The following is a 23,762-nucleotide window of genomic DNA, read 5'->3' as shown; positions in this document are numbered from 1 at the left end:
GATTAAGGAGAATAACATTGAACAGGTTCACTCTAACAGCAGCCGCTTGTTTTGTAGCCCTTAGCCTTCCGGTTAGCAGTCAAACATTAGAGCAAGCCGTAGCAAATACACTTGCTACCAACCCTGATATTAAAGCCGCTTATAACGAATACGTCAGTAAACGATATGACGCAGAAGCTTCTGTTGGTGCGTATCGTCCTAAAGTCGATTTGGACGGTGGTATCGGCTACGAAAGAACGGATTATGACCGTGAAAACTCTTTGAACAGTCGGAACGAGAGCTTAACTAGAAAGGAAGTTGGTATTAGTCTTACTCAATTAATTTGGGACGGCAACGAGACATTAAACGATATGGATCGAACTGCGGCGGAAGCAGAGTCCGTGAGATATCAATTACTCGCAGATGCCTCAGACATTGCGCTTGAAGTTGCTCAGATTTATCTCGACGCAACCAAAGCCTACGAAATATTAGCGCTCTCTGAAGCTAATCTAGAAGTACACAAGAAAATATATAAAGACATTAAAAAGCGTGTTGACTCAGGTATTGGTTCAACCGCAGACCTTTCACAAGTCGAAGCTCGTATTGCAAAAGCTCATGGTAACTTACTAGCCGCGCAGAACAACCTTTTCGATACACATACACAGTTTAAACGCCTAGTAGGGCAAGCTCCTTTAGGTCTCAAATATCCTAGAGCTGATGAAGTTGCTATTCCACCAACCGTAGATGACGCACTAAAAATCGCAATGGAGCACCACCCAGTGATCAAAGTCTCACAGGTGGATGTAGACTCTGCTCGTTTCCAATACCAACAAACCAAAGGGGTTAACTACCCTACTTTCTATATCGATGCAGGCCATAACTGGCGCGACGATGCCGGTGGTAATATCGGTACCGATAATGAAACTCGCGCTATGCTTAGAATGCGTTACAACTTATACAATGGCGGCTCAGATTCCGATCGCACTGAAGCTGCAGCCTACCAACTCAACAAAGCCAAAGACTTCCGTGACAGAACCTATCGCATGGTAGAAGAAGGGTTAAAACTCTCTTGGACAGGTTTAGAATTCACCATTCAGCAGCGTGAGTTTTTGTCAGATCACGTCGACTCTGCTTCTGACACTGTTGTTGCTTACCAAAAACAATACAAGATAGGCAAACGTACTCTTCTTGATGTTCTTAACACCGAAAACGAGCTGTTCGAAGCTCGTAAAGGTTATTTAGACGCTAAATACGCTGAGCAGTTTGCTCGCTATCGAGTGATGAATGCTACTGGTGATTTGCTAGCAGCATTACGAGTTGACACTCCAAAAGAGTGGAACGAGAAGGTGGAGTATTAATATGAAACTACAGACCAAATTACTGCTATGTGGCCTTGTTTCTCTGCCGCTTTTTGCATCAGCAACAACGCCTGAAAATGATAAATACGACTACATCGTTACCCCTCTCGCCGATCAAAAAGCCGATTTAATTGACGACGATGGTGATGGCGTTATTAATGCTCGTGACTTATGTATTGCGACACCTGAGGGCGCTGCTTTAGATAACGATGGCTGTGAACAATATGTCGACGTGTCAAATACGATGGCGTTGAGAATTTTGTTTGATAATGCGTCAACATATATCAAGCCAGTGTTCCAAACACAAATCAGCCAAATGGCGGACTTCTTAAAGGAATACCCAGATACCACTATTGAAATTCAAGGCTATGCGAGTGTTGTTGGTAACCCAGAGAAGAACTTGGTACTTTCGAAGAATCGCGCTGAGGTTGTTCGTGAAGCTATCATCAACAACGGCATTGCCCCTGAACGTTTAACTATTGTGGGCTATGGCGATACCCAGCCAGAAGAGCTTGGTGATACCGAGTTTGCACATGCGATGAACAGAAAAGTCGTTGCTTCTGTTGTTGGTTATAAAGGTGAAGTAGAAAAAGAATGGACTATCTTTACTACTATCGGTAAATAGTTCACTCTTCACTCAGTTAAACTAAGAGCGCTATGTATTAGCGCTCTTTTTGTTTTAATTCATTTAGATATTCGGTATCTCATGCTAACCTTGTAGCAATTCTTATTAAGAGTATAAAGTGATGAGTAAATTAACTTCAGATATCGAACAAAACCTTAACCTGTTTATTGAGGAAACCACCAAAAACCAGCTTGTCTGGGGCCTGCGTAATGAAGATGGCTGGTTAGCGTGCGATTCTACTGAGTTCGAAAACACAGAAGTTATGCCGTTTTGGTCGTCTGAGGAAGACGCAAAAACACACAACGTTGAAGAGTGGGCTGATTTTGAAGTGTTACACATCCCACTTGATATCTTTGTAGAAGATTGGCTACTAACTCTCGATGAAGATGGTGTGCTAATCGGTACCAACTGGAACAGTCAGCTAGATGGTAAAGAAATGGAACCATCAGCTATCGCTAAGTTGTACTTAAACGCTAAATAAACGCAAAAAATAGAGGCTTTCAGCCTCTATTTTTTTATTCTGACTTCTCGTTCAGAGAAGCCATGACTTCGGTCTTATTCTCTAAATAATGATTCAGTCCGTTCGATCGAAGATCACAAGATGGACAATCTCCACAACCGTCGCCAATAACACCGTTATAGCAAGTTAACGTCTCTTCTCGGATTAACTGTAGCGCATTAAACTTATCGGCCAGCGCCCATGTCTCTGCCTTATCTAACCACATAAGTGGCGTAACGATATCAAACTCTCTGTCCATGCCTTGAACCAAAGCACTATTCATGGCTTTGATAAAGTCATTTCGACAATCAGGGTAACCAGAAAAGTCCGTTTCACACACACCGGTAATGACTGCTTGCGCGCCGATTTGATAGGCGTAAATACCCGCCAGTGTCAAAAATAGTATATTGCGACCCGGCACGAATGAATTTGGAAGACCATTTTCTTGAAGCTCATGTGAGACAGGAATATCGTCGCGAGTTAATGAGCTAATGGCAAGCTCGTTGAGCAAGCTCACATCCATGACTTTGTGTGCTTTCACATTGAGCTTCTTCGCTAATGTTTCCGCTACTTCAATCTCCAGTTTATGGCGTTGGCCATAATCAAACGTAATTGCGTGTACTTCATCGTACTGCTTAAGTGCTTGGACTAAGCAAGTTGTTGAATCTTGTCCGCCACTAAAAACGACTACTGCCTTTTTCATCAATATCTCCTCGCCCTTTAAGCAATACTTAAATATTTATGTGTTTGAACTGATAAACGCCAGTTTCTCTGAATACAAGTTTCAATACACAGTTCAGTTGCACGTGGCTTCTGGCTGATTGGTTGAAGCGCAATAACCACATCACTGTTTAACTTTACACCCTGTAAAAGCTCATCTAATTGGTCGATGTTCTTTTGCGTCGCGACTGGGTGCTTGATTTCATCAGCACGTTCTAACGACGAAGGAAGTACAGGGAGTTTTCCCTTCATTGCTACCTTTGGTGATACCGTAACCCAGGTTGCTGGCGTGACTCTTATTTCTGAAGTACCGCTGGTCTCGATTTGGCAACGACATCCAATGGCTTCAAAGGCTTCACATAACGCGGTTAGGTCATACTCACAAGGCTCGCCACCAGTAATCACAATGTGCTTTGCGTTGAACTTCTGCGATTGATACATAGCTACAATTTCCGCCGCATCGACATCGCTCCACGTAGGGCTATCACCTTGTTTAGTGATGATTTCTCCAAACGAACGTTCGTCTTCATCATTCGCTTCCCATGTCTGCTTCGTATCACACCACGAACAGCCTACGTTACAAATTTGAAGTCGGATAAATACCGCCGGGACGCCGGTAAACATGCCCTCACCCTGGATGGTTTCAAACATCTCGTTGATTTTAAATCGAGTATTACTCATCAAATCATGCCAATTATATAAGATGAGCAGACCTTAAAGGATGCGACCAAGAAATTCAATACAAACTGTCATACTAAATCTCTGGTAGTGTAACGCGCTTTTTCATATCCTAGAGGCGTTTGATTTATTTCTTTTTTAGGTAAGTAACGTGTATAAACTCATTGCCATCGATATGGATGGAACCCTACTAACATCTGATAAAAAAATCTCTCCGCGTACTAAACAAGCTATCCAAACTGCAAAACAGCAAGGCGTCCAAGTGGTGCTTGCATCTGGTCGTCCACTCAACGGTATGTTAGATGCCCTTAATGAGCTTGGTTTGAACGGTGAAGAAGATTACGTCATCCATTTCAATGGTACCTATGTACAGAAGGTGGTATCAGGTGAAGTACTTCATCAACAAATCATCGATGGTCGTCGCGCCAAAGAAGTAGCGAACCTAGCGAAACAGCTCGGCCTGCATTGCCATGCCTTTAGCCGCGAATTGGGTTTGATTGCTACAGAAGCGAATCCTTTCACAGACCACGAAGCTGAGATCAATAAACTGGACATCACTATCTATGATTTCAATAAGCTAGAGGACGATCATGAGATCATCAAAGCGATGATTGTTGGCGAACCAGCTCTACTAACCGACGGCATCGGTAAAATTCCAGCGCGCTACCATGACGATTATACAATCGTACAAAGCGCCCCATTCTTCCTTGAGTTTTTGAACCCTTTAAGCAACAAAGGTGAAGGCGTCAAAGTTATTGCCGATCACTTAAATATCCCGTACGAACAAACCATGTGCTTTGGTGATGCAGAAAATGACCATCATATGATCAAATTCGCTGGTAAAGGTGTTGCTATGGCGAATGCCATGCCAGAAACAAAATCTATCGCCGATTACATTACCGACAGTAATGACGACGACGGCGTGGCTAAGGCCATTGAAAAGTTTGTGCTATAGTCTTCATTGCATTGACTAGATAACATACTGTTTTAAGGAAGAAATATGACTTATCGCCTCCTACTTAACGGAAAGAAAGCTGCTCAAGATGATATTAGAGAAGCCATTTATCAACTCCGTGGTGAAGGTTACCCTTTAGAAGTCCGTGTGACTTGGGAAGGAGGCGATATTGAAAGATTAGTACAAGAAGCGGCTGCTCAAGGCGTCTCTCGGCTCATTGCTGGAGGTGGCGATGGAACCATAAACGAAGTAGTCGATGCACTTCTAAAAAACAATATCACCGCAATGGAAGTTGCGGTTTTGCCACTTGGAACCGCTAACGACTTTGCGACTGCCTGCTCCATCCCAACCAATTCTGCTTACGATGCCCTGCTGTTAGCTGTTTCTGGAACGTCTAAGCCAATTGATGCTGCAAGAGCGAATGACCGTCACTTTGTGAATATCGCTACAGCGGGGTTTGGTGCACAAGTTACCGCAAACACACCTATTGCCCTAAAAAATTTCCTTGGTGGAGGAGCCTACACGCTCGCAGGCCTCGTTCAAGCCATTAACTTCCAACCTTTTAAAGGCACGGTGAAGTTTGATGGTCAAACTGTCACAAGCAATGTGGTTGTCGGCGCTATTTGCAATGGCAGAATGGCCGGTGGTGGCCAAGCACTCTCTCCAACCTCCTTTATCAACGACGGCTATTTAGATGTGGTGTCGCTTGAGGAATTCACCCCCAGCGATATTACTGCCGTAATTGAGGAACTAATGCAAGATGATGGTTATAGTGGAACGTTCGTTAAACGTAATCAGGTAAAAACCATTGAATGGATTTCCGATGGTATCATGCCTGTAAATTTAGATGGTGAGCCTATCGAAGCTACCAATATCGAGTTTTGTGTGCTGCCGAACACAATCCAATTGGTTTTGCCAGAGCACTGCCCAATGCTAGTGAGTCACTGATTTTCAGCTTAATGCAAGTAACAAAAAAGCGACCATTTCTGGTCGCTTTTTTTAATCTACTCAACACTACTTGATGTTAAGGAATGCTGCACCACGAACACCACCTGAATCGCCGTGCTTCGCTTTTACGATTTTCGGGCACTTCGCCACAGACATTAGATATTTAGGGATGCGCTTAGGCATTTCTTCATAAATAAGGTCGTAGTTAGACAGACCACCGCCTAAAGTAACCACATGCGGATCGTTGCCCGTGAAGATGTTAGCGAAACAAATAGCCAACAGTTCCATGAACATATCAACGAACTCAATAGCATCAGCGTCACCGGCTTCACGTGCTTTAATTATGTCGATTGCTTTCTTCTTCTCGCCATAATAATTTGCATAAAGTAGCTCGAACCCACGTCCAGATAGGTAGTTATCTAAACACCCTTTCTTACCACACCCACAATCAAGAAGCGGTGCTTTTTCACCAAGGTGGAACCAAGCATCAATAGGCAGTCGCATATGGCCTAGTTCACCGGCTACGTGGTTGCGACCAGAGAACACTTTGCCTTCGTAGATCAACCCACCACCAAAGCCAGTTCCAAGAATTAGACCCATTACAGATGGAGCATCTTTCAGTTCGTCATCCCATGCTTCAGACAATGCAAAGCAATTTGCATCATTCTCAAGTTTCACTTCGCGACCAATCTTCGCTTCTAGGTCACTACGCAGAGGTTTGCCTTTCGCACATGCAATGTTTACGGTGAGTACAGTTCCGTCGTCAGCGTCTTCCATACCAGGCAGACCAAGACCTACTTTACCTTCGGTTCCAAGTTCTGCATCGTACTTAGCCACTAAACCTGCTAGGGTCTCTACTAGTAGCGGATAATCATCGCCTGGTGTAGGTACACGTTCTGTCGCAACGCGTTCAAGTTTTTCATTAAATGCACCAAATTCAATTTTAGTGCCACCGACATCAAAGCCGTAATACATGCAACTCTCCTTGCTAACCTCAACTTGAGGCAAAAAATAGATAACTGTTGGCATTATCCATATCCCTACCCCCTCAAACCGTGACGTAGAGCGGATTTATGCCCTTGTTCGAACTGCTTGTTCAACAAGCCATCACATTAGAACTGGAACTTTAGAGCGAGTTCTCGTTTTTTATTAGACCTATGAAATTATTCAGTGCTGGTCGCGACAAATCTGGAGAGAGACGCGTTTTGCTCAACATGTAACTTTCGCGGAAAACCGCGAACCATTCTCTCAATATCATCGAATGACGCAATGACCCGAATTGCTCAAAGACAATACTCGCAACTTCTGCGGTAGCAAGATGATCTTCGTTCTCTGACTTTCGCATCATATAGTTAGACAAAGCATCAGGCTTAATCGAACACACAGGGAACTGATTGAGATATGGTGACTTTCTAAACATACGTCTAGCCTCACGCCAACTGCCATCCAAAAGGATAAACAAGAGTTTCTTAGTTCCCTCTACTTCGAACTGGTTTTGGTCGATTAAACGCTTTTTATCATCAACATAATCTTCTGGAAAGATTATGACGGGTTGATAGGTCTCATCTTTTAGCAGTGCAAGGAGTTCTGGTTGAGTTTCAGTTCGATGCCAAGGAAACGCATAACCTTCTTCGACCGTATCAAGTATCAGGCGGCCTGTATTACTTGGCTTCAGAATTTCCGCATCAGAAACCAACAGCAATACTGCAAAGTCATTGCTCGGTTTTGGCTGGTACTCACAAATACAATACTGTTGCGCAATTTGGCAGCTTTTACAACGTATGACTTTCGCTCCACGAGCATTAAATGGTTTAGTTGCCGCGGCTAGGCGCTCATCGTACATTTTATGGAAGGCGTGACGTCTCATTTTCATGGTATTCTAGCGAAAGGTGGCGGGATTCTACTCTGGTACACTTTGTAAGTAAAAGGAAACCCTATTCAATGGAACACAGTGACTCTATTCGATTGTCGATCTTTCTCTCTGTACTCATAATTTGTGCGGTGTGGGAATGGTGTGTACCTAGAAAACAACGTACAAGGACACGACGTTTGCGTTGGATTAACAATCTCAGCCTAGTTGGCCTTAACTCTCTAATTCTCGCCTTAGTCATGCCACTTCTTGCCATAGAAGCTGCACTCTTTGCTCAGAAACATAGTATTGGGCTTTTTAACCAGTTCGAAGTGAGCTCATGGTTAATTGCCCCACTTTGCGTAGTGCTGTTGGATGCAGCAATCTACTTTCAACATATAGTCTTTCATCGCGTTCCAATCCTTTGGCGATTGCATAGAATGCATCACGCTGATCGGGATATCGACGTCACCACAGGTTCTCGATTCCACCCTATTGAAATCATCCTCTCCATGTGGATAAAAATAGTGATCGTTATTGCCTTAGGCGTACCTCCAATCGCAGTACTTATTTTCGAAATTGTACTCAATGCCAGTGCGATGTTTAACCATAGCAACGGCAAGTTGCCTTTGAAGTTTGATGCCTTGCTGAGAAAAGTTATCGTAACACCGGATTTTCACCGTATTCATCACTCGGAGATCGTCAAAGAAACGCATTCCAACTTTGGCTTCTTTCTATCCATCTGGGACATCTGGTTTGGAACTTATCGTGCTCAACCTAAGTTAGGGCATGAGAGCGTGGTAATCGGTATTCCAGCCTTTGTCGAGCCAAGAGAACAAAGGTTGGACAAACTGCTTACCCAACCTTTTAGGAACGATGAGAACGACGCTAGTCATTCTCAGTAGAACTAAGCTTGGTTCAATTGATATTTATGTAACATCGATTGCTGGTGGCCCGCAATTTCCGCTACTTGCTCAGCACTTTCTACCATGGACTCCAACTGCATACTCGAATGCTCACCTTGCTCAGTAACTTGAACGATTGAGCGCCCCACTTCAGCCGTGGCACGCTCTTGTTGTTCAGTAGCCACAGAAACTTGCTCTGCTCTGTTACGGATCTGATTCACCGAATGGGCAATGTCAGTAAAAGACGTTTTTACTCGCTCGCTAGACTCCAAAGCAAAAGACATTTCTTTGCGTGACTCGACAACCGATTGACGTGAGCCTTGGGCTGCTTGGATGAGCTCCGACATCATTTTTCGAATATTTGTGGTTTGTGCAGAAGTATCACTAGCGAGTTTACGAACTTCGTCCGCTACAACAGCAAAACCTCTGCCCTTCTCGCCAGCCCTTGCAGCTTCAATAGCCGCATTTAATGCTAATAGATTTGTGTTATCAGCAATCCCACTGATCATATCCACCATCTCTTGTATCTGCTTCACTTTGCCATCTAGCTCAGTCATTGACGCTTCATTGTTGCCTAACGTCGTATCCAACATATGAAGTCGTTCTTGGTTGTCAGATACCGCTTCCAAACCAAGGTTGGCATAACTATCCGCTTGTTGAGAATCGTTAAACGACGCGGTCGTCACTTGAGCTATCTCGTTAATCGATGCTTCCAGTTCTGTAATCGTTGTCACCATGCTATCTAGGGAGGCATTTTGTGAACGCAAACTCAGACGAGTTTCCTCTGCCGCACCGTGACTTATCTCCGCCGTTTGATAGAGTGTTTCACAGTTTCTCGTTACCACTTCAATTGAATCATGGGTCGACTCGATCACTTGGTTCAACTTTCTGGCGATATCTTGCATTTCAGCAGGACCCGCTAGCATCACTTTGCCCGTTAATTCGTATTCTGTGAGCCCTTTCAATTGAGAGATGATGTTCTTTAAAGGTCGATTTATCCATCGACGCAGAGAGAAGAAGATTACAACGATTGTTGCAATTAGAAACGTTGTAGCAGTAATTAACCATTGTGAGGTTGTATCAAGAGTATAATTCACTACGGCTTGACTATCTTTTATTAGTGTCGCGGCAGTAGCAGAGATTTGCTGTAGAAGTTGTACCGTTTCGTCGGCTAGCACAGCAGCGCGCTCCAACTCCAGTTTTTGCTTTTCGACCACTTCGAGTCTGTCGAGTATTTGACTTAATACACCGCCTTGCTTAAATCCGTCTTGAACCATTTCATATGGTGCAATAAGACTGGCAAACTCTTTGACTTCAGGGTGCCAATCAGAGAAGTCTGCAAATGCTAGATTGATTCCAGCGATTCGATTACGCATTTCACGATATTCACTTTTCGCTTTACTCAGTTCTTCTTGCATCATCATGACCAAGAACGTGCTCTCCATTGAGCTGGCACTCGCAATAAATCTACTCGCCGCATCTGAAGACAATGGATTGTCTTGAGACAGAATTAGGCTAATACGGTTCATTTCCGGGCCAATAGAACTTAACCCATAACGGAATCCCGTCACTTGCTTATCTATACCAGCTTTCATTGCAATGAGTTGAGACTGAAACGCCAATACGGACTCAGTAACGGATTGCAGTTCGGCTATTTTTTCGCTGAGTTGAGCTCTTTGCTCTTTACTCACTGCGCTATCGATCTCTTTTGCAATCTCGAACAGACTATTGACCCTAGCTTCACTATGGCTAGTCAACAGCTTGATACGTTCCTGGATAACATTTAACTCTGCCTGAGAAGATAACTGGCTACCGTAGTTCAGTAACTTTACTTGTTCCAACGTATCCTGTGTTAGGGCTGCATTATTCATTGCTAGAGGGAGTACGCGGTCCGATAAATTATCGAATTGACGTTTTACTTGTGTTAATCCATTTGAACTTAGCCGGCTTAGAGCAATAAAAAAGATACAGATTAAAATGAATATTGCGCTGAGTGAATGAATTATTGAGGTTGGACGTTTTCGTTGTGTTGACGATGTCATAGCGATTCCGTTGCATCAATCGTAAAATTGCGACCAAATTTTGCGGATAAATAGTACAAACCGTTAATTTGGTATAAAATTATTCGGAAATGGTAGAGGCCGTTAATGACATATTTATTACACATAAATGTAAGCAGTGTGACAGATGAAAATTGTTAAATTATTGATTCCATACGGTATAGTGGCATTATTGACGGCTTGTTCGAGCCAACCAAGCCAAGCACCGCACACACAAGTTAATTATAGAAGTGCTGAAAATGCACCATTTTTGGCTGAATACAAGAAATGGCAAGGCGTTCCTTATCGACTTGGTGGCACCAATTATTCTGGCGTCGATTGCTCGGCATTTGTGCAGGCTGTCTATCAAGATGCTTATGCTGTTAGCTTACCCAGAACCACTGCGCAGCAAGTTAAAATAGGTCACAAAGTAGCTTACAATAATGCTCAAAGCGGTGATTTAGTGTTTTTTAAAACGGGAAGAAAAACTAGACACGTGGGTATTTATTTAGGTGGGAATACATTTATGCATGCCTCAACATCTAAAGGTGTGGTCCTTTCTCGACTCGACAATCCTTATTGGGCATCAACATTTTGGCATTTTAGAAATATTCAGTAATAGAATGCCTCCCTCTCAAAGGAATAAAATATCCTGAGAGGGAACGATCCTTTTGTTAATTTCTTTAATCATATATTGCAACAGCAGTATCAAATAGATTTTTGACTAACGCTATATACTCTTCAAGAAATGCAACCTGCTCATTGGTGGCCGGCTTGTTCCAAACTCCAGCCAATACTTCTTCCAAGTCTTGAATCACTAAGTCTACTTCTTTTAGCAACTTAAATCGCACACTTGAATGCAGCTCTGGGTTTTGTTCAAACAACACCATAATGTTGGACGCGACCATGTCCGTAGACACATCTTCTAATGTTTCTTCGCCCGTATCTCCAGAAGTTGAAGTGAATACATCGAGATTCATGGCGAGATGTTCGATTAATGCCTGATAGCCGTCAGTATCTACAACCACGACTGAACTCCTAGCAATTGTTTAAATGACAAGAACTTAAACATAGCAAACCTAGTTCACGTTTGTAAGAACTAGTGCGAAAAATCGCGCTGCACGTCAATGATTCTGTGCGCTGGCAGTATGTTATGTAGTCAATATTGTTCTACACTAGCCATAGATTGGCAGACGGGAGTAACTTATGTGGCAAGCGATTTCAGATCAGCTATCCGATGCACTCATGTTCAACTTTTCTATCAAAGAACGTGTCAAAATGAGCGGTGGCGATATAAACCAATGCTATATGATTAGCGATGGTGATCAGCGTTACTTCGTGAAAACCAATCACAAAGACTTCCTTGCTAAATTTGAGATTGAGGCGGATAACCTCAAAGCACTCCATGACACTAATACGGTTCATGTACCCGAGGTGGTGTTAATTAGCAAAACTAAAGAATGCGCGTTCATCATTCTTAATTACATCCCGGTCAAACCTTTAGACGTGAGTACTGCCAGTCATCAATTTGGCATTGAGTTGGCGAAACTGCACAAATGGGGCGAACAAGCCGAATTTGGCTTTGATCGAGACAATTACATTGGTGCTACTTTACAACCTAATCAGTGGCATAAAAAATGGTCGCGCTTTTTCTCTGAACAACGTATAGGCTGGCAACTACAGTTACTTAAAGAAAAACAAATCAGCTTTACCGATATCGACCAGTTTGTCTCCCTTATCAACGAGCAGCTCTCTGGCCATAACCCTAAACCTTCTTTGCTGCATGGCGACCTTTGGAACGGCAACGTTGCTAACTCAGCCTTTGGGCCTATTTGTTATGATCCCGCCAGTTATTGGGGAGATCGAGAGTGCGATCTTGCCATGACAGAGCTTTTTGGTGGTTTCAAACAGGAATTTTATGACGGTTACGAAAGCGTACTGCCCATCGAGCCCATGTATGAGTATAGAAAGCACATCTATAATCTCTATCATGTGCTCAATCACTGTAATCTTTTTGGCGGTAGCTACCTAGACCAAGCTGAAGAGCTGATCTCAACGATTCATGCCTCTTAGAGGTTTACTCGACCTTCATCTCTTTTTCTAATATCTCAAGCAGCGAGGCGAAGCCAACGTCATGCGGCTCAGGTGACACACCACTCGAATTAAGCCAGTTGGTGATTAAGCCAACGGATTTAGCGGGTACTATGTCCTTGTCCCTTTGATCACCTGTCATCGTCAATTTGTTTGCCGGGATACCTAACTTGCCTGCGATGAGCCGATAGAATTCTGGGTGATTTTTAGAAACGCCAAGATTGTTAAAACAGAAGTAGCCTGTGATGTATTGAGCCAAACCACCACGTTCAAACGCCTGTTTTATCTCGATTTCATTAGAATCCTGTGCATTGGTCGCAACATAAATGGGATACCGCTTAGAAAGCGCTGACAACAACTCCAATGCACCAGAAACTACTTCAACATTTGGCCAATCACACATTTTTCCAGTTTGTGTAGGGTCATCGACCATTAGAGTGTCACCCCAATCAAACAAGTACACTCGGTCTCGGCTCAACCAACACTTGTGGAGCTCTTGCCACTCTTCACGCAGGACTCCGTACTTTATCGAATCAAAGTACTCACCTAAGTAATAGCGAACTTTGCGCAGCCTCGCCTCTTGCGTCATTCCAAGTTTCTCAGCACATCGCATCATTCCGGGGTTTCCAGACCAAGTAGTAAAGCCTACTCGCTCGATCTCCAATGTTGCGAAAAGATGCTCAACCCATGGAATCAGAGCTTTCAGTCCAATGCCTCTACCCCAAAGTGATGAGTCGTAAATGGCCACACCAGCTTCAAGCCAACGCGTGTTTTCATCTTCCCAGTAATAGCTAACACTGCCGATTGCTCGCCCCAAATAATCTATAACCAAGCCTTTGTCGCCTGCTAAGAACTTTTGGAACTGTTGTTGCTTAAATTCAGATAGTGTTGGCCGAACATAACCGAAGTATGGGCCGTTGTATTTCGTCCACTCTTCGTCAACCGTCATAAGTTGATAAAGTGGCTCTAGATCTTCGGCTGACGCTTTGCGTAAGGTAATATCCTGAAACCTTAGTTTGGTATTGTTCATCCAAATCCTCGCCTAATCATTAAGATATTTCCAGCTATCTGCGCCATCAAAATAGCGAATTTGTATGTTATTTATCTCTTCTGGGGTCACCATTTTGAAATTGATGGCTACTTTCTGGGTTGGCGATTTATCCGTTGAAGTGTAATGCGTCACACATCCGCATTCGGGACAGTGGTGAAAGTCGATAAAACCATCACCCCATTGATACGCCGTCGTAGGTTGCCGCAATACTGACACCGTCACTGAATCAGACTCATAATAACCCCATAATGTCCCATAACGTCGACATACAGAGCAGTTGCAACTTGTCAAACTCGTCGGCCAGTTGCCAAAACTGAGAGTAATATTTCCGCAATGACATTGCGCGTTATAGTGAGGCATTACTTCTTCCTTGTTTAAATTAGCGATATCTAGCTAGGTTACAAAATTAAGCTAAGGGCGATGGATAACATAATAGCACCAACAAAGAGCTCCAATACTTTCCATGATTTTGGTTTATGGAATATAGGTATTAGCAGTCGAGCACCATACCCCAAGGAGAAAAAGAATACGAAGGAAGCAATCACGGCACCGAGCCCAAACGATAACTGATTCGGAGCATATTGGGTGGAAATAGAGCCTAGCAAAACAACGGTATCTAGATAGATATGTGGGTTTAGCCAAGTTAGCGCTAAACAAATCAAAATGGTTTTTAGCAAGCTTGAACTTGAATCCCCTTTAGGGTCGAGTTGGTGTTTGCTGTTGAAAGCAGAACGCAAGCTTTGGATTCCGTATACAGTAAGAAAAGCAGCCCCCGCATAACGAGCTACTATTTCTATTTGCGGAAACCGTTCAATAATGACACCGAAGCCACCGACACCTGCAGAAATGAGAATGGCATCAGAAACTGCACATACAGAACACACGGCAAATATATAGTGTTTCTTTAGCCCTTGTTTTAGAACAAACGCATTTTGAGCACCAATTGCAAGTATCAACGACAGACCCAAGGAAAAGCCTGTCAAAAAAGTCGTTACATCCAAGTAAACCTCTCAATCCTTTATCGAGGAGAAGTTATCTTGTAACGCGTAATTAATTGAATTTCAAGCTATGTTTCGTTCTCGTGTCTTACCGTTACGAACACATCATCGCTATCTAATGTGACCTCAAACAATATTGGTCGACAACATACATAGCAGTCTTCAATATACTCTTGCTCATCAACGGAACAGTCGATTGAGGTTTCAAAAGCCTCCCCGCAATACGGGCAGTTTACTCGCCACTCTTTTAATGCTTCCATCGATAACACTCATGGTAGGTTTTATCAAAGTGTAGAATCGTAAAAAGAGATACTCAAATATGGCAGTCAGAGATATCTATCGCCAAAGGTGCTCAATACTAACGTAGTGCTGCTACTCATATCATAATCTTGATAAAACTAACGACGCTTTTTTGTATGCCACGCCTTTTTTGTAAAAGATGTCTCCTTCAATAACCATTCCAAATCTCTTATAGAAATCGAACGCAGACTCCCTCGCATCGCACCAAAACACCTCAATCTTTTGACTTTCGAGCATGTTCAAGACAAACTCGATGACCTGTGAGCCAATACCCTGACCTTGGTAATCAGGAAGCGTTGCAAATTTACGCAACCTACCTTGATTACCATCAATGAATATCGAAGCAACACAGACCAAATTATCATCCACAGATGCGCCGATATGTATCGCTCGGTTATCTCCTTCTACCAGCGAACTCTCTATTGGTAAATCGGGCCACAGAACGTGCTGACGAATAGGTAGGACCTGTTCGAGTTCGACTAAAGATATTTTCACCACGTTATTATTACCTACTTTTTAATTTAACCAAGCAAGAGTTGCGGAAAGTAGCAGAGGGAAAACGCCTGCAACAAACAAAGAAAAACCAAAAGAGTAGTTTTGTCGATAGTGCTTATGTTTTTCAGCTTCAAGATTATGGTCTCTAACCATTGCTCTCGTCTTTTGTGACACAACATCGACGTCATAGGTTCGGCTTCTTCTTCCGCCATCCCAAACCAAACCAGCCACGCCCCATAACACGATAGCGACGTAAAATGAGAAATCAGAAAGTTCGGATGTTTTCAACATAGGGAAAATGTAGCCAGCTATGCAGACCACAATCCCCGAAATTATATTCGCTATGAGAACGAAGCGAAATAAAGAGCCCATATTCAATAGGCTTCCTTCAGTTCAATGGCGCTCATCTTGTCAGCAATTTGGTCATAAACACACTATTAGGATCGAGCGAATAGCTAGCAAATGGTTCACACTCTACAAAACCATCTCTTTGATATAGGTTTCTTGCTGGTTCGAAAAACGCTTCTGTTCCTGTCTCTAAGCTTAGTCGGGTCAAGCCGTTTTCTTCGGCCATACTGGTTAAATGAGCAAGCAACTTACTTGCGACTCCCTTTCCACGAGCATTCTCTGTCGTGCGCATCGATTTTATTTCACCATGTCCCGACTCAATGGTTTTTAAGGCTATACATCCTGCCAAATCATCTTCTAACCATGCAGTCCAAAACGTAATCTCTGGCTGACGTAGAGCGTCAAGATCAAGAGCATGGACACTTTCTGGAGGAGAGGTCGCGTACATGTCATCCAAATGAGCCTGTAAAAGGGCTTTTATTTCTGGACCCGTTAAATCATCCTTAATTATTTTCACTTTCTCTCCTTAACTAGATTTACAATATTGGCTTTCCACGTAGGGACTTCTTCTGCCCTTGTTTCTTCTTATTATCCACTCGTCTTATTTGCGATGAACGAGTTGGCTTTGTTGCACGACGTTTCTTTTGCACGACCATCACTGACCGAATCAAATCAGCTAGCCTCGCAAGTGCGTCTTCCCGGTTTTTCTCTTGAGTACGATGTGATTGCGCTTTAATCACAATGACACCTTCCTTAGAGATTCTAGAGTCGTTGCTTGCAAGCAAACGTTCTTTATATATCGCGGGTAGTGTCGAGCGTCTAATATCAAAACGTAGATGGATAGCAGAGGACACCTTGTTAACATTCTGACCACCACTCCCCATCGAACGAATTGCATTTAGCTCGATTTCCCAATCTGCCAACGTTACCGTATTAGAAATCTGTAACATGCTGAATTTAAACTGAGTAATCAAAGACTATAATGTCGTCTAAAATCGGTCTGAACACCGATTTTAGAGCATCATGTTCGGGGTGAGGCAGATAGTTCTGTCGACCATTTTCATCCTTGAATGTCATCATTACGCTGTGCGTATAGGATTTATTTTTACCTTCAGGGCTATCGTTCACACCCCACTCTACCGCTTCTACTCCTGCTATTTTGCTTGGCATAGCCTCAAACAAAGCCATAAGCTCGTTAATGCTTTGCTCTGTTGCTTTTTCGTTGAATCGAATCAACAAGATATGTCTAATCATTACTAGAGTTCTACTTAGCGAATCAATCACTCGATACTACAGAAATTCAACCACAGTGACTAGACAAGGACATTTTAGTAGTGCCCCATTCCGCCATGAAAGCCGCTAAAAATACCACCAAATATCATACCAAAGAGGCTAAATATCAACCCAAGGATGATCATAGCTGGTATTGATGCGATGGCGAACTTGACCATAAATATCACCATGGATAGAAATGGCATTTTGATGTCTACGACTGTCACCTCACTATTCTTTGTATTTTCTTCCGTCATAATCGTACCTCTGAGCTTCTATATTCAACTTATTTAATAACCAATATTACAGATAATAAAAAGGCTCTAATTTATGAAATTAGAGCCTTATCAATGAATAATTGTCTTGATACTAAGCGTTAGACTCAGACGTCAATTTATCCACCATATGTAAATGCACGTCTTGTTGAGGGAAAGGTATAGAAATGCCCTCTTTATCAAAGCGTAATTTAACTTCTTTAGTCACATCCCAATACACATCCCAGTAATCATCTGTTTTTACCCAAGGTCGAACGATGAAGTCTACTGATGAGGTATTCAGTGTATGAACTCGAATGTTAGGCTCTGGTGATTTAAGAACCGCAGGATGCGCCTCGATAATCTCGTGTAAAACAGATTCAGCTTTGAGTAAGTCATCTCCATAACCAATACCAAACACCATATCCACTCGACGAGTGCGCTCGTGAGTAACGTTTTTGATAACGTCTCCCCAGATCTTACTGTTAGGAACAATGATGATTTGGTTATCAAAGGTGCGAATCGTGGTATTGACCAAACTCATATGGCTTACCTTGCCATCTACACCACCAGCAAAAACAAAATCACCAACATCAAATGGGCGGTAGATAAGAAGCATCATACCCGCTGCGAAGTTCGACAATGTATCTTGTAGGGCAAAACCAATAATCACACCCGCGATACCAAAACCCGTCAGGATAGGCGCTAAGTTAAGCCCTATCTGTGACAGCCCAACCATGATACCGATAATCCAAACAATATTGCCCGACATAGACACAAAGAAGTTTTGCATCAAGTGAGAGAGCTTCAAATTCTTGTTATGAACTGCTTTTGTCACAATCTTTCGCACCAGCTTTACAATCGCACGTGTTACGAAAAGAATAAGAATGAAAATAAACACTTGGAACAGTTGCTGCGGCGCATTATCGCCTAACCAATCGACGGCGGCACTCCACCAATGGCTAAGCAGCGAAATCAACACTTTTGAGTCCAAAATGTCTTGAGTGATATTGCCAGTAACAGAGAATACTTGTCTTTTATACTCAGAGGTTTCTAATCCAACATCATCACCCAGAACGATTAAATTGCGCAGACTGTCAGTTTCAATGCCAATACGCTGCTTGAGCACTAACTGACTAGTTTGAAGCGCGGCTTTGTCTCCTTCTGGCGCCGATGCCAACTGAGAATTGATTGCCTCCACCTGTTGATTGAAATATTCAATCGACGCTGACGTTAACCTCAAATTCTTCGCTACTAGCACTTCAAATTTTGCTTCACCACTTTCGTCTGGTACTCCTAACTTTTTTAACCAAGTTAGATTTTGCCAACCCGCGTTAAAGGTTGCACTTAGGTACTCTTGAACTTCGCTATAAGTATTAAGGATAGAGAGTTTGTTCTCGGCCTTTGCACTATTAAATTGCTCACTAACAGTTTTTAGCTTGTCTTCTAGGTAAGTTTTCGCACCTTCAGTATACTTCTGTTGGAATCGCACCTGCTCAATGAGCATTTCTTTAGGTAAGCTTTCTGATTCAACGGCTTTTCCAATTACATCTCTTAGTTCATTATTTTTATTGAACAGTCGAAATTGAATAGCATCCTTTTGGTCGCCACTTGACGCCTTTAAGGTTTCAGAAAGATCGCGTATTTCAGCGTTAATATTGTCCAAAGCGACTTGTGCTTTAGAAGAAACCTCTGTCTGCGATTCTGTTTGAGCTTGGACGCTACCACTTAGTAGCGACAGTAACAATATGAGAAAAGCAACCGTGGTATTGGCCCTAAAAGATTGAGGGAAACAAACACTCATTCACAACTCCCTGAAGGTGTTAGGTTTAGATTAGTTGATTTAATGATAGGTCATAAAACCATTTATACACTCATCTCTAGATAGAGATTGATGACATGATCACCAATACATCATTGTTCGGTGTCATATACATGAAATCTCTTGACTATGCTTAGGTAGATTCTGACAACACCACTGTGAGATTCGAAGCCTATACGCTTTGACCTTATCAAATTATAAAACGTCAAGAATTTACCTAACGGCCATTGTTAACAAATAGTGTTCTACTCTATTATGCATGCCAAAGATTAGTTCGATTCATTTCATTACAAAACGATGAGGAAATAACATGAAGTTTCGCCGTTTATTATTTCTAACTACTATTCTCATCGCCAGTGGATGTTCATCATTGAGTGAACAACAAAAATTGGCCGAGCGGAATGAACTCGACGCCATGGCGCAAACCACTATATCGGAGTTGCTAAAAAAAGAACCGCACCTGCAAGCTCAAATGAATGAAGCATTGGCCTACGGTGTTGCAAACATGAAAGTAACCAAAGTACCTGTTGTGGGTGTCGGTGGCGGCGAAGGCGTAATGGTAATAAAAGGCACTGAGCCACACATCTACTTTACGGTTAAACGACTCGATTTCGGCGCTGGTTGGGGTGCTCGTTCATACAAGGTGTTAATTCTTCTAAACACACAAGAATTGGTCGATGATTGGAGAGACGGTGAGTGGAAATTTGAAATCGGAGCGGAAGCCTCTGCAGGCAGCGCCGCAGCACAAGGATCTTCTGGTGATATGAACCCCGAGTTCACTTTACATGTACTTTCTGACGGCGGAGCATCAGCAACAGTAACAGCCAGAGTTATTCGCGCTAAAGTAAACCAGTCGCTTACTGACTAGCCTAGCCTATCGAATGCCACGAGTAATCACATCATAGTTGCGTAGCAAATAATCAATATCGTTGATATAGCTGCGCCTATGACCTTCCTCTATGCATTGCTGCATACCTTGATCACCTGCATCGACCCTGTGTTCCATAAAGCTGACTAGATACCTCAAACGAGACACCATCGTTTCAACCAATTTCAATCGGCTTACTGCATCTATTTCATACGCATCCAAATACGTTTTTGCTCGACGGATTTGTTGCTCAATATCACCGAGTTTATCTACCGAGTTGGTTTTGAAAGGTGCCCAGCAATAGACAGAATAAGATAAGTCCCATAACCTTGAGCCAGGATGAACGGTATCAAAATCAAATACCCCGGCGACGTTATTCGCTTCTAATGCCACGTTGTAGGGCGCAAAGTCCCCATGACACATGACTTGATAATCGGTGTCTGAGCTCAACATCCAATCTAAACTTGCGACATCATACTGCTCAATAAATCCCACACTCGCGTCATGAAGCCGCCTTTGCAGTCTCGCCGCTGTTTCCAATGCCTGTACACTGGCTATTTCCTCAAGTAACGGGTAGTTAAATGTCTTGCCTTTGACCAATGAAAGTGTCTCATTATCGTTATCCAGAGCGAGTACTTTAGGTACGCCATGAAAGCCTTGCAGCTCTAAAAACTTAAGGAAAATATGTACAGAACGAGACCACGGACTTGCAGGTCTAATAACCGTGTCGGTCTTTACTACAATCGGGCTCATTGATTCCACTCATTAAGGTTTAAATTAGATATCGACGTTTGCAGAGGCATTGAATGAATACATTTTTACTTCTTTGCGCACTTCCCATCCCATAGAACGATAAAACTCTTGTGCAGCCTCGTTGTCAGCTTTAACAAATAAGTGCGTTTTCTCGATACCAATTTGAGCAAAAGAGTCCGTCACTTTCTCCACCAACGTTTTACCTATTCGCTTTCCACGATGCTGGGATGCAACCGCCAGATGCTGCAGGTAGCCACGTCTCCCATCTGTTCCGGCTAAGACAGCACCCACTACTTCTCCATGTAGGATGGCCACAAAACTCATATTCGGATTTTTATCTAGATAAGCAATGATGTTGTCGCGGCTATCCGCCTCTCGAATCACCATATGATCAGTTTGCTGCCACAAGGCCATCACGTTATCGTAGTCGGCGATTTGCATCTCGCGGAAAGTTACGCTCACTTGAGTTACTCCTTTATACTCAGGTCATTCTTATTGTCTAAAACCTTCCGTCAGGTACAAGGATATTTAGACTCCATTTCTGCTACTGCTTTAACAAGCAGTAGCTCTAGATCTTTCAGGTGGACTTTTGATAGGTTATTTATGTAAAGACTCGACTTTGCCGTTCTAAACTGGCCATGTTTTTCTAGTTCGTGTTGGAGATTGTCATAGCCTTGCATGATGTATAGGGTCAGATTCTGTTTCTGTGGCGAAAAGCCAGTCATCATCCAAGAGTACGTTCCACGAGTGTTAGTGTAACGGTATTCACCAAAGCCGATAATGCTTTCTCCCCACATAACAGGTTGTCGAACAGTCACATTAGTAAACATTGTGAGCAAAGTCTCAGCATCTCGCCTTCTTTGTTCATTCTTAACCAATTCAATAAAAACACAGGGGTCTTCCGCTGTAGGACGAGATTTTAGCGTACTCATCGTTATTTATTATTAGATGGTACCGCGTGTTTTCATATTGCACGAACTACATGAATTCATGCTTGTAGTCATAAAAATCCATAATATGTTTCAATGCCCAATCTCGATAACGGTCCGCCTCAATAAGGATATCGTGCTTCGCGTGAGGGATGGTCAATAGTCGAGAGCTCGTACACTTTTCATTAAACAAATCTTGTGCCGATAGGGAAACGACATTGTCACCTTCTGGCTGAATAATTAAGATTGGCGTTTTGATGTCCTTGGCTTGGGAAATACATGTTTTACCGGCAGCCATCGCTTCAGTAATCCACTTGGGACTCACTCCACCAAGCCTTAACTTGGGGTGATTATTCAGTAGGTCACTGTATGCTTTAAAACGCGTTGGACTACTTGTATGATCATTTCCTTCAAACGTCTTGGTTACAAACGCGGTTTGCTTGGGCGCAAAGTGCGGCGTTTTCTGCAGCTGACTGATCATCTTAATCGTTGCCGTTTGTATGCCACCTACTACCTTAGGCAGCTTGATTCCAAACATCGGGCTCGTCAACGCACACGCTTTAATCGTGCCAGGATATTTTGCAATATATTGCGTTGCAATCGCTCCGCCCATAGAATGCGCCAACATCATCACTTCATCACTGTCTTTGTTTCTAACTACATTCTCAAAAAACTGCGCTAAATCATCTACATAATGGACAAACTGATCAATATGACCCAACTCGCTATTTTCAACCAAGCGTTGTGACTCGCCTTGCCCTCGGTGATCAAAAGAGTAAACACTAAAATGTTGGCTGAGCTCATACATTAACTCTTTATATTTCCAACACGACTCATTGCGGCCTTGTACTATGACTAATGCTCGATTTAAGTTATGTGGGTTGACATTGACCCAAGCAATATCGCAATCCATAGCACCTTTAAAATGACCAACAGATCGATTAGCCCAAACCCCATCGATCTTTTGGTGATAAGCATCATCATTGGCAAATTCTGATGTCATCATTTTATACCGTTTATATGGCGTATAAGGAATGTCGAGTTTTCTGCCAACGCTTTCTACAAACAAGCGTCCTAAACGCACACCATGCATGAAATCCGCATCGAGTTGTTTTTTAGTACTTCCAATTACTGAAGACTTAAGATTTATTGCTGGCGAGATTTCGTAAATGTTGACGTCATCGGGTGGCGATTCGAGAAAACGCTGTGTTTTACGATAGCTTTCCTCGTGCTTGATAAGCATTGCTGACAGTTCACTCATCGTTTTAGTAGGCGCTCGCTTTAAAATCGCTTCCAACAACGGATGGTGGTCATCAAAATCGATAGGCATAGTACGAATGACCACAATATGTTTGTAGCCACGACGATAAGCCCCTTCTACTGGTATAGGAGCTGAAACACCACCATCGAGCCACCTTGAATCATCAAACACAACAGGATTTTTGTGCAATGCGGGAATAGCACATGACGCTCTTAGCACATCTTTCCAGTTGTCGACGGTGACGTCAAAGCATTCTGATGTCAGCTTTTGAGCGTGAGTGGCGACCGCAATAACCTGTTTGGTCTTTAATAAGTCTGAGCCCTTACTCCAATTCAGCGGTATGTTGACTTCCGCATTGTCGACCAAAAAGTCTAAATCCATCCCATTACCGCTTAAGAGATACTTAGTGAGTTTAAAGAATTCAGGATGGCGAGTTGTTTCTGTAATAACTTTGTAAGCATGACCTTGGTGCCCACAAATATAAGAAGCGAGATTTAACGAACCTGCGGACGTACCAATAAGCAAATCAAATGGATTGAAATCAGCGCGCAAAAACGCATCAAGGACACCTGCGGTAAAGATCCCTCGTTGTCCTCCACCTTCAGTTACCAATGCTATTTTATTTACATGTTGTTGGCGCAGCATAAAGTTGTCGTGATGTTTGCTGCTTATGATGTATCGCTTACCCATGATGATTCCAAAATCTATTAAACGCTAAAAATCCACTCAGTTCAGAGTGTGTTGCTTAAGAAGAATGTGTGAACT

30 protein-coding genes and 1 pseudogene are annotated in these 23,762 nt (G+C 42.9%); 9 read left to right on the top strand and 22 right to left on the bottom strand.

What is annotated here, in order from left to right; genetic code table 11:
* The first annotated feature begins 17 nt into the window (after positions 1-17).
* From AWH66_RS16305 to AWH66_RS16295, 3 genes are all read left to right on the top strand, one after another.
* Complete coding sequence (locus AWH66_RS16305) at positions 18-1,337, top strand: TolC family outer membrane protein (RefSeq protein WP_062459753.1); 1,320 nt, start codon at positions 18-20, stop codon at positions 1,335-1,337.
* Between the two features lies 1 nt (position 1,338).
* Entirely contained in the window at positions 1,339-1,962 is a 624-nt protein-coding gene (locus AWH66_RS16300) for an OmpA family protein (RefSeq protein ID WP_063606358.1), read from the top strand.
* Positions 1,963-2,083: 121 nt separating this feature from the next.
* Positions 2,084-2,443: a DUF2750 domain-containing protein gene (locus tag AWH66_RS16295; protein ID WP_063606357.1), complete on the top strand. Its 360-nt coding sequence runs from the start codon at positions 2,084-2,086 to the stop codon at positions 2,441-2,443.
* A gap of 34 nt (positions 2,444-2,477) precedes the next feature.
* Here AWH66_RS16295 and queC read toward each other — a convergent pair whose 3' ends face one another.
* Positions 2,478-3,164 carry a 7-cyano-7-deazaguanine synthase QueC gene (queC, locus tag AWH66_RS16290; protein ID WP_063606356.1) on the bottom strand — a complete coding sequence of 229 codons (687 nt, stop codon included), beginning with the start codon at positions 3,162-3,164 and terminating at the stop codon, positions 2,478-2,480.
* Between the two features lie 17 nt (positions 3,165-3,181).
* Positions 3,182-3,862: a 7-carboxy-7-deazaguanine synthase QueE gene (gene queE, locus AWH66_RS16285; RefSeq protein ID WP_063606355.1), complete on the bottom strand. Its 681-nt coding sequence runs from the start codon at positions 3,860-3,862 to the stop codon at positions 3,182-3,184.
* A 148-nt stretch (positions 3,863-4,010) separates the two neighbouring features.
* Here queE and AWH66_RS16280 point away from each other — a divergent pair, with 148 nt between their 5' ends.
* Both AWH66_RS16280 and yegS read left to right on the top strand, forming a co-directional pair.
* A complete protein-coding gene (locus tag AWH66_RS16280) occupies positions 4,011-4,814 on the top strand; it encodes a Cof-type HAD-IIB family hydrolase (protein WP_063606354.1) in 804 nt (267 codons plus the stop codon).
* 45 nt (positions 4,815-4,859) lie between these two features.
* Entirely contained in the window at positions 4,860-5,762 is a 903-nt protein-coding gene (gene yegS, locus AWH66_RS16275) for a lipid kinase YegS (protein ID WP_063606353.1), read from the top strand.
* A 66-nt stretch (positions 5,763-5,828) separates the two neighbouring features.
* Here yegS and nagK read toward each other — a convergent pair whose 3' ends face one another.
* Together nagK and AWH66_RS16265 are read right to left on the bottom strand one after the other, a co-directional pair.
* A complete protein-coding gene (gene nagK / locus AWH66_RS16270; protein WP_006074168.1) occupies positions 5,829-6,737 on the bottom strand; it encodes an N-acetylglucosamine kinase in 909 nt (302 codons plus the stop codon).
* A gap of 151 nt (positions 6,738-6,888) precedes the next feature.
* On the bottom strand, positions 6,889-7,635 hold the full coding sequence (locus AWH66_RS16265) for a tRNA-uridine aminocarboxypropyltransferase (RefSeq protein ID WP_172427886.1): 747 nt from the start codon (positions 7,633-7,635) through the stop codon (positions 6,889-6,891).
* Positions 7,636-7,703: 68 nt separating this feature from the next.
* Between AWH66_RS16265 and AWH66_RS16260 the strand changes: the two genes are divergently transcribed.
* On the top strand, positions 7,704-8,516 hold the full coding sequence (locus tag AWH66_RS16260) for a sterol desaturase family protein (RefSeq protein ID WP_063606352.1): 813 nt from the start codon (positions 7,704-7,706) through the stop codon (positions 8,514-8,516).
* A 2-nt stretch (positions 8,517-8,518) separates the two neighbouring features.
* Here the strand turns inward: AWH66_RS16260 and AWH66_RS16255 are convergent, their stop codons facing one another.
* Entirely contained in the window at positions 8,519-10,558 is a 2,040-nt protein-coding gene (locus AWH66_RS16255) for a methyl-accepting chemotaxis protein (protein WP_063606351.1), read from the bottom strand.
* Positions 10,559-10,703: 145 nt separating this feature from the next.
* Here AWH66_RS16255 and AWH66_RS16250 point away from each other — a divergent pair, with 145 nt between their 5' ends.
* Positions 10,704-11,174 (top strand): NlpC/P60 family protein, encoded by a 471-nt coding sequence (locus AWH66_RS16250; RefSeq protein ID WP_006074175.1) that lies wholly within the window; start codon positions 10,704-10,706, stop codon positions 11,172-11,174.
* A gap of 64 nt (positions 11,175-11,238) precedes the next feature.
* Here AWH66_RS16250 and AWH66_RS16245 read toward each other — a convergent pair whose 3' ends face one another.
* Positions 11,239-11,583, bottom strand: a complete 345-nt coding sequence (locus tag AWH66_RS16245) for a DUF3802 family protein (RefSeq protein ID WP_063606350.1) — start codon at positions 11,581-11,583, stop codon at positions 11,239-11,241.
* 178 nt (positions 11,584-11,761) lie between these two features.
* Here AWH66_RS16245 and AWH66_RS16240 point away from each other — a divergent pair, with 178 nt between their 5' ends.
* A complete protein-coding gene (locus AWH66_RS16240) occupies positions 11,762-12,628 on the top strand; it encodes a fructosamine kinase family protein (protein ID WP_063606349.1) in 867 nt (288 codons plus the stop codon).
* 4 nt (positions 12,629-12,632) lie between these two features.
* On the opposite strand, the gene AWH66_RS26155 is transcribed toward AWH66_RS16240, so the two are convergent.
* The 12 genes and pseudogenes from AWH66_RS26155 to AWH66_RS16195 form a co-directional block, all read right to left on the bottom strand.
* On the bottom strand, positions 12,633-13,049 hold the full coding sequence (locus tag AWH66_RS26155) for an HAD family hydrolase (RefSeq protein WP_240495631.1): 417 nt from the start codon (positions 13,047-13,049) through the stop codon (positions 12,633-12,635).
* A gap of 60 nt (positions 13,050-13,109) precedes the next feature.
* Positions 13,110-13,676 (bottom strand): annotated as a pseudogene (locus AWH66_RS26150) (GNAT family N-acetyltransferase); the annotation flags it as partial.
* A 12-nt stretch (positions 13,677-13,688) separates the two neighbouring features.
* Complete coding sequence (locus AWH66_RS25470) at positions 13,689-14,057, bottom strand: GFA family protein (RefSeq protein ID WP_083400054.1); 369 nt, start codon at positions 14,055-14,057, stop codon at positions 13,689-13,691.
* A gap of 38 nt (positions 14,058-14,095) precedes the next feature.
* Entirely contained in the window at positions 14,096-14,698 is a 603-nt protein-coding gene (locus AWH66_RS16230; RefSeq protein WP_063606347.1) for a LysE/ArgO family amino acid transporter, read from the bottom strand.
* Positions 14,699-14,763: 65 nt separating this feature from the next.
* The gene (locus tag AWH66_RS25465; RefSeq protein ID WP_006074186.1) at positions 14,764-14,955 is read right to left on the bottom strand and encodes a CPXCG motif-containing cysteine-rich protein; all 192 of its coding nucleotides are present in this window, start codon (positions 14,953-14,955) and stop codon (positions 14,764-14,766) included.
* A 121-nt stretch (positions 14,956-15,076) separates the two neighbouring features.
* Positions 15,077-15,493: a GNAT family N-acetyltransferase gene (locus AWH66_RS16225; protein WP_083400053.1), complete on the bottom strand. Its 417-nt coding sequence runs from the start codon at positions 15,491-15,493 to the stop codon at positions 15,077-15,079.
* A gap of 18 nt (positions 15,494-15,511) precedes the next feature.
* Complete coding sequence (locus AWH66_RS16220; RefSeq protein ID WP_240495628.1) at positions 15,512-15,781, bottom strand: hypothetical protein; 270 nt, start codon at positions 15,779-15,781, stop codon at positions 15,512-15,514.
* Between the two features lie 112 nt (positions 15,782-15,893).
* Positions 15,894-16,355, bottom strand: coding sequence for a GNAT family N-acetyltransferase (locus AWH66_RS16215; protein WP_063606345.1), 462 nt, complete (start codon positions 16,353-16,355; stop codon positions 15,894-15,896).
* A 19-nt stretch (positions 16,356-16,374) separates the two neighbouring features.
* Positions 16,375-16,788 (bottom strand): alternative ribosome rescue aminoacyl-tRNA hydrolase ArfB, encoded by a 414-nt coding sequence (arfB, locus tag AWH66_RS16210; protein WP_006074195.1) that lies wholly within the window; start codon positions 16,786-16,788, stop codon positions 16,375-16,377.
* A gap of 7 nt (positions 16,789-16,795) precedes the next feature.
* Positions 16,796-17,092, bottom strand: a complete 297-nt coding sequence (locus tag AWH66_RS16205) for a Dabb family protein (RefSeq protein WP_063606344.1) — start codon at positions 17,090-17,092, stop codon at positions 16,796-16,798.
* Positions 17,093-17,166: 74 nt separating this feature from the next.
* A complete protein-coding gene (locus AWH66_RS16200; RefSeq protein ID WP_063606343.1) occupies positions 17,167-17,367 on the bottom strand; it encodes a hypothetical protein in 201 nt (66 codons plus the stop codon).
* Positions 17,368-17,479: 112 nt separating this feature from the next.
* On the bottom strand, positions 17,480-19,168 hold the full coding sequence (locus AWH66_RS16195; protein ID WP_063606342.1) for a mechanosensitive ion channel family protein: 1,689 nt from the start codon (positions 19,166-19,168) through the stop codon (positions 17,480-17,482).
* A 328-nt stretch (positions 19,169-19,496) separates the two neighbouring features.
* On the opposite strand from AWH66_RS16195, the gene AWH66_RS16190 reads away from it, so the two are divergent.
* The gene (locus tag AWH66_RS16190) at positions 19,497-20,054 is read left to right on the top strand and encodes a lipid-binding SYLF domain-containing protein (RefSeq protein ID WP_063606341.1); all 558 of its coding nucleotides are present in this window, start codon (positions 19,497-19,499) and stop codon (positions 20,052-20,054) included.
* Positions 20,055-20,060: 6 nt separating this feature from the next.
* On the opposite strand, the gene AWH66_RS16185 is transcribed toward AWH66_RS16190, so the two are convergent.
* The 4 genes from AWH66_RS16185 to AWH66_RS16170 form a co-directional block, all read right to left on the bottom strand.
* Positions 20,061-20,807 (bottom strand): phosphotransferase enzyme family protein, encoded by a 747-nt coding sequence (locus AWH66_RS16185; protein WP_063606340.1) that lies wholly within the window; start codon positions 20,805-20,807, stop codon positions 20,061-20,063.
* 24 nt (positions 20,808-20,831) lie between these two features.
* Entirely contained in the window at positions 20,832-21,248 is a 417-nt protein-coding gene (locus AWH66_RS16180) for a GNAT family N-acetyltransferase (protein ID WP_063606339.1), read from the bottom strand.
* Positions 21,249-21,319: 71 nt separating this feature from the next.
* Positions 21,320-21,739: a DUF1801 domain-containing protein gene (locus AWH66_RS16175; RefSeq protein WP_063606338.1), complete on the bottom strand. Its 420-nt coding sequence runs from the start codon at positions 21,737-21,739 to the stop codon at positions 21,320-21,322.
* 46 nt (positions 21,740-21,785) lie between these two features.
* Positions 21,786-23,687 carry an alpha/beta fold hydrolase gene (locus AWH66_RS16170; RefSeq protein WP_063606337.1) on the bottom strand — a complete coding sequence of 634 codons (1,902 nt, stop codon included), beginning with the start codon at positions 23,685-23,687 and terminating at the stop codon, positions 21,786-21,788.
* Positions 23,688-23,762 lie beyond the last annotated feature (75 nt).

Origin of the sequence: Vibrio barjaei (assembly GCF_001639065.2) — a bacterium.
Classification (GTDB): Bacteria; Pseudomonadota; Gammaproteobacteria; order Enterobacterales; family Vibrionaceae; genus Vibrio; species Vibrio barjaei.
The sequence above is the reverse complement of the archived record's forward strand: the minus strand, read 5'-3'. Positions and strand labels throughout refer to the sequence as shown.

What these genes read in the sequence shown, in the direction of transcription:
- AWH66_RS16190 (WP_063606341.1), top strand. Translation starts at nt 19,497, where the DNA reads ATGAAGTTTCGCCGTTTATTATTTCTAACTACTATTCTCATCGCCAGT.
- arfB (WP_006074195.1), bottom strand. Translation starts at nt 16,788, where the DNA reads ATGTTACAGATTTCTAATACGGTAACGTTGGCAGATTGGGAAATCGAG.
- AWH66_RS16200 (WP_063606343.1), bottom strand. Translation starts at nt 17,367, where the DNA reads ATGACGGAAGAAAATACAAAGAATAGTGAGGTGACAGTCGTAGACATC.
- AWH66_RS16300 (WP_063606358.1), top strand. Translation starts at nt 1,339, where the DNA reads ATGAAACTACAGACCAAATTACTGCTATGTGGCCTTGTTTCTCTGCCG.
- AWH66_RS26155 (WP_240495631.1), bottom strand. Translation starts at nt 13,049, where the DNA reads ATGTGTGATTGGCCAAATGTTGAAGTAGTTTCTGGTGCATTGGAGTTG.
- AWH66_RS16180 (WP_063606339.1), bottom strand. Translation starts at nt 21,248, where the DNA reads ATGCAAATCGCCGACTACGATAACGTGATGGCCTTGTGGCAGCAAACT.
- AWH66_RS16175 (WP_063606338.1), bottom strand. Translation starts at nt 21,739, where the DNA reads ATGAGTACGCTAAAATCTCGTCCTACAGCGGAAGACCCCTGTGTTTTT.
- yegS (WP_063606353.1), top strand. Translation starts at nt 4,860, where the DNA reads ATGACTTATCGCCTCCTACTTAACGGAAAGAAAGCTGCTCAAGATGAT.
- AWH66_RS16240 (WP_063606349.1), top strand. Translation starts at nt 11,762, where the DNA reads ATGTGGCAAGCGATTTCAGATCAGCTATCCGATGCACTCATGTTCAAC.
- AWH66_RS16295 (WP_063606357.1), top strand. Translation starts at nt 2,084, where the DNA reads ATGAGTAAATTAACTTCAGATATCGAACAAAACCTTAACCTGTTTATT.
- AWH66_RS16185 (WP_063606340.1), bottom strand. Translation starts at nt 20,807, where the DNA reads ATGAGCCCGATTGTAGTAAAGACCGACACGGTTATTAGACCTGCAAGT.
- AWH66_RS16205 (WP_063606344.1), bottom strand. Translation starts at nt 17,092, where the DNA reads ATGATTAGACATATCTTGTTGATTCGATTCAACGAAAAAGCAACAGAG.
- AWH66_RS16220 (WP_240495628.1), bottom strand. Translation starts at nt 15,781, where the DNA reads ATGTTGAAAACATCCGAACTTTCTGATTTCTCATTTTACGTCGCTATC.
- AWH66_RS25465 (WP_006074186.1), bottom strand. Translation starts at nt 14,955, where the DNA reads ATGGAAGCATTAAAAGAGTGGCGAGTAAACTGCCCGTATTGCGGGGAG.
- nagK (WP_006074168.1), bottom strand. Translation starts at nt 6,737, where the DNA reads ATGTATTACGGCTTTGATGTCGGTGGCACTAAAATTGAATTTGGTGCA.
- AWH66_RS16265 (WP_172427886.1), bottom strand. Translation starts at nt 7,635, where the DNA reads ATGAAAATGAGACGTCACGCCTTCCATAAAATGTACGATGAGCGCCTA.
- AWH66_RS16260 (WP_063606352.1), top strand. Translation starts at nt 7,704, where the DNA reads ATGGAACACAGTGACTCTATTCGATTGTCGATCTTTCTCTCTGTACTC.
- AWH66_RS16170 (WP_063606337.1), bottom strand. Translation starts at nt 23,687, where the DNA reads ATGGGTAAGCGATACATCATAAGCAGCAAACATCACGACAACTTTATG.
- AWH66_RS16195 (WP_063606342.1), bottom strand. Translation starts at nt 19,168, where the DNA reads ATGAGTGTTTGTTTCCCTCAATCTTTTAGGGCCAATACCACGGTTGCT.
- AWH66_RS16255 (WP_063606351.1), bottom strand. Translation starts at nt 10,558, where the DNA reads ATGACATCGTCAACACAACGAAAACGTCCAACCTCAATAATTCATTCA.
- AWH66_RS25470 (WP_083400054.1), bottom strand. Translation starts at nt 14,057, where the DNA reads ATGCCTCACTATAACGCGCAATGTCATTGCGGAAATATTACTCTCAGT.
- queE (WP_063606355.1), bottom strand. Translation starts at nt 3,862, where the DNA reads ATGAGTAATACTCGATTTAAAATCAACGAGATGTTTGAAACCATCCAG.
- AWH66_RS16250 (WP_006074175.1), top strand. Translation starts at nt 10,704, where the DNA reads ATGAAAATTGTTAAATTATTGATTCCATACGGTATAGTGGCATTATTG.
- queC (WP_063606356.1), bottom strand. Translation starts at nt 3,164, where the DNA reads ATGAAAAAGGCAGTAGTCGTTTTTAGTGGCGGACAAGATTCAACAACT.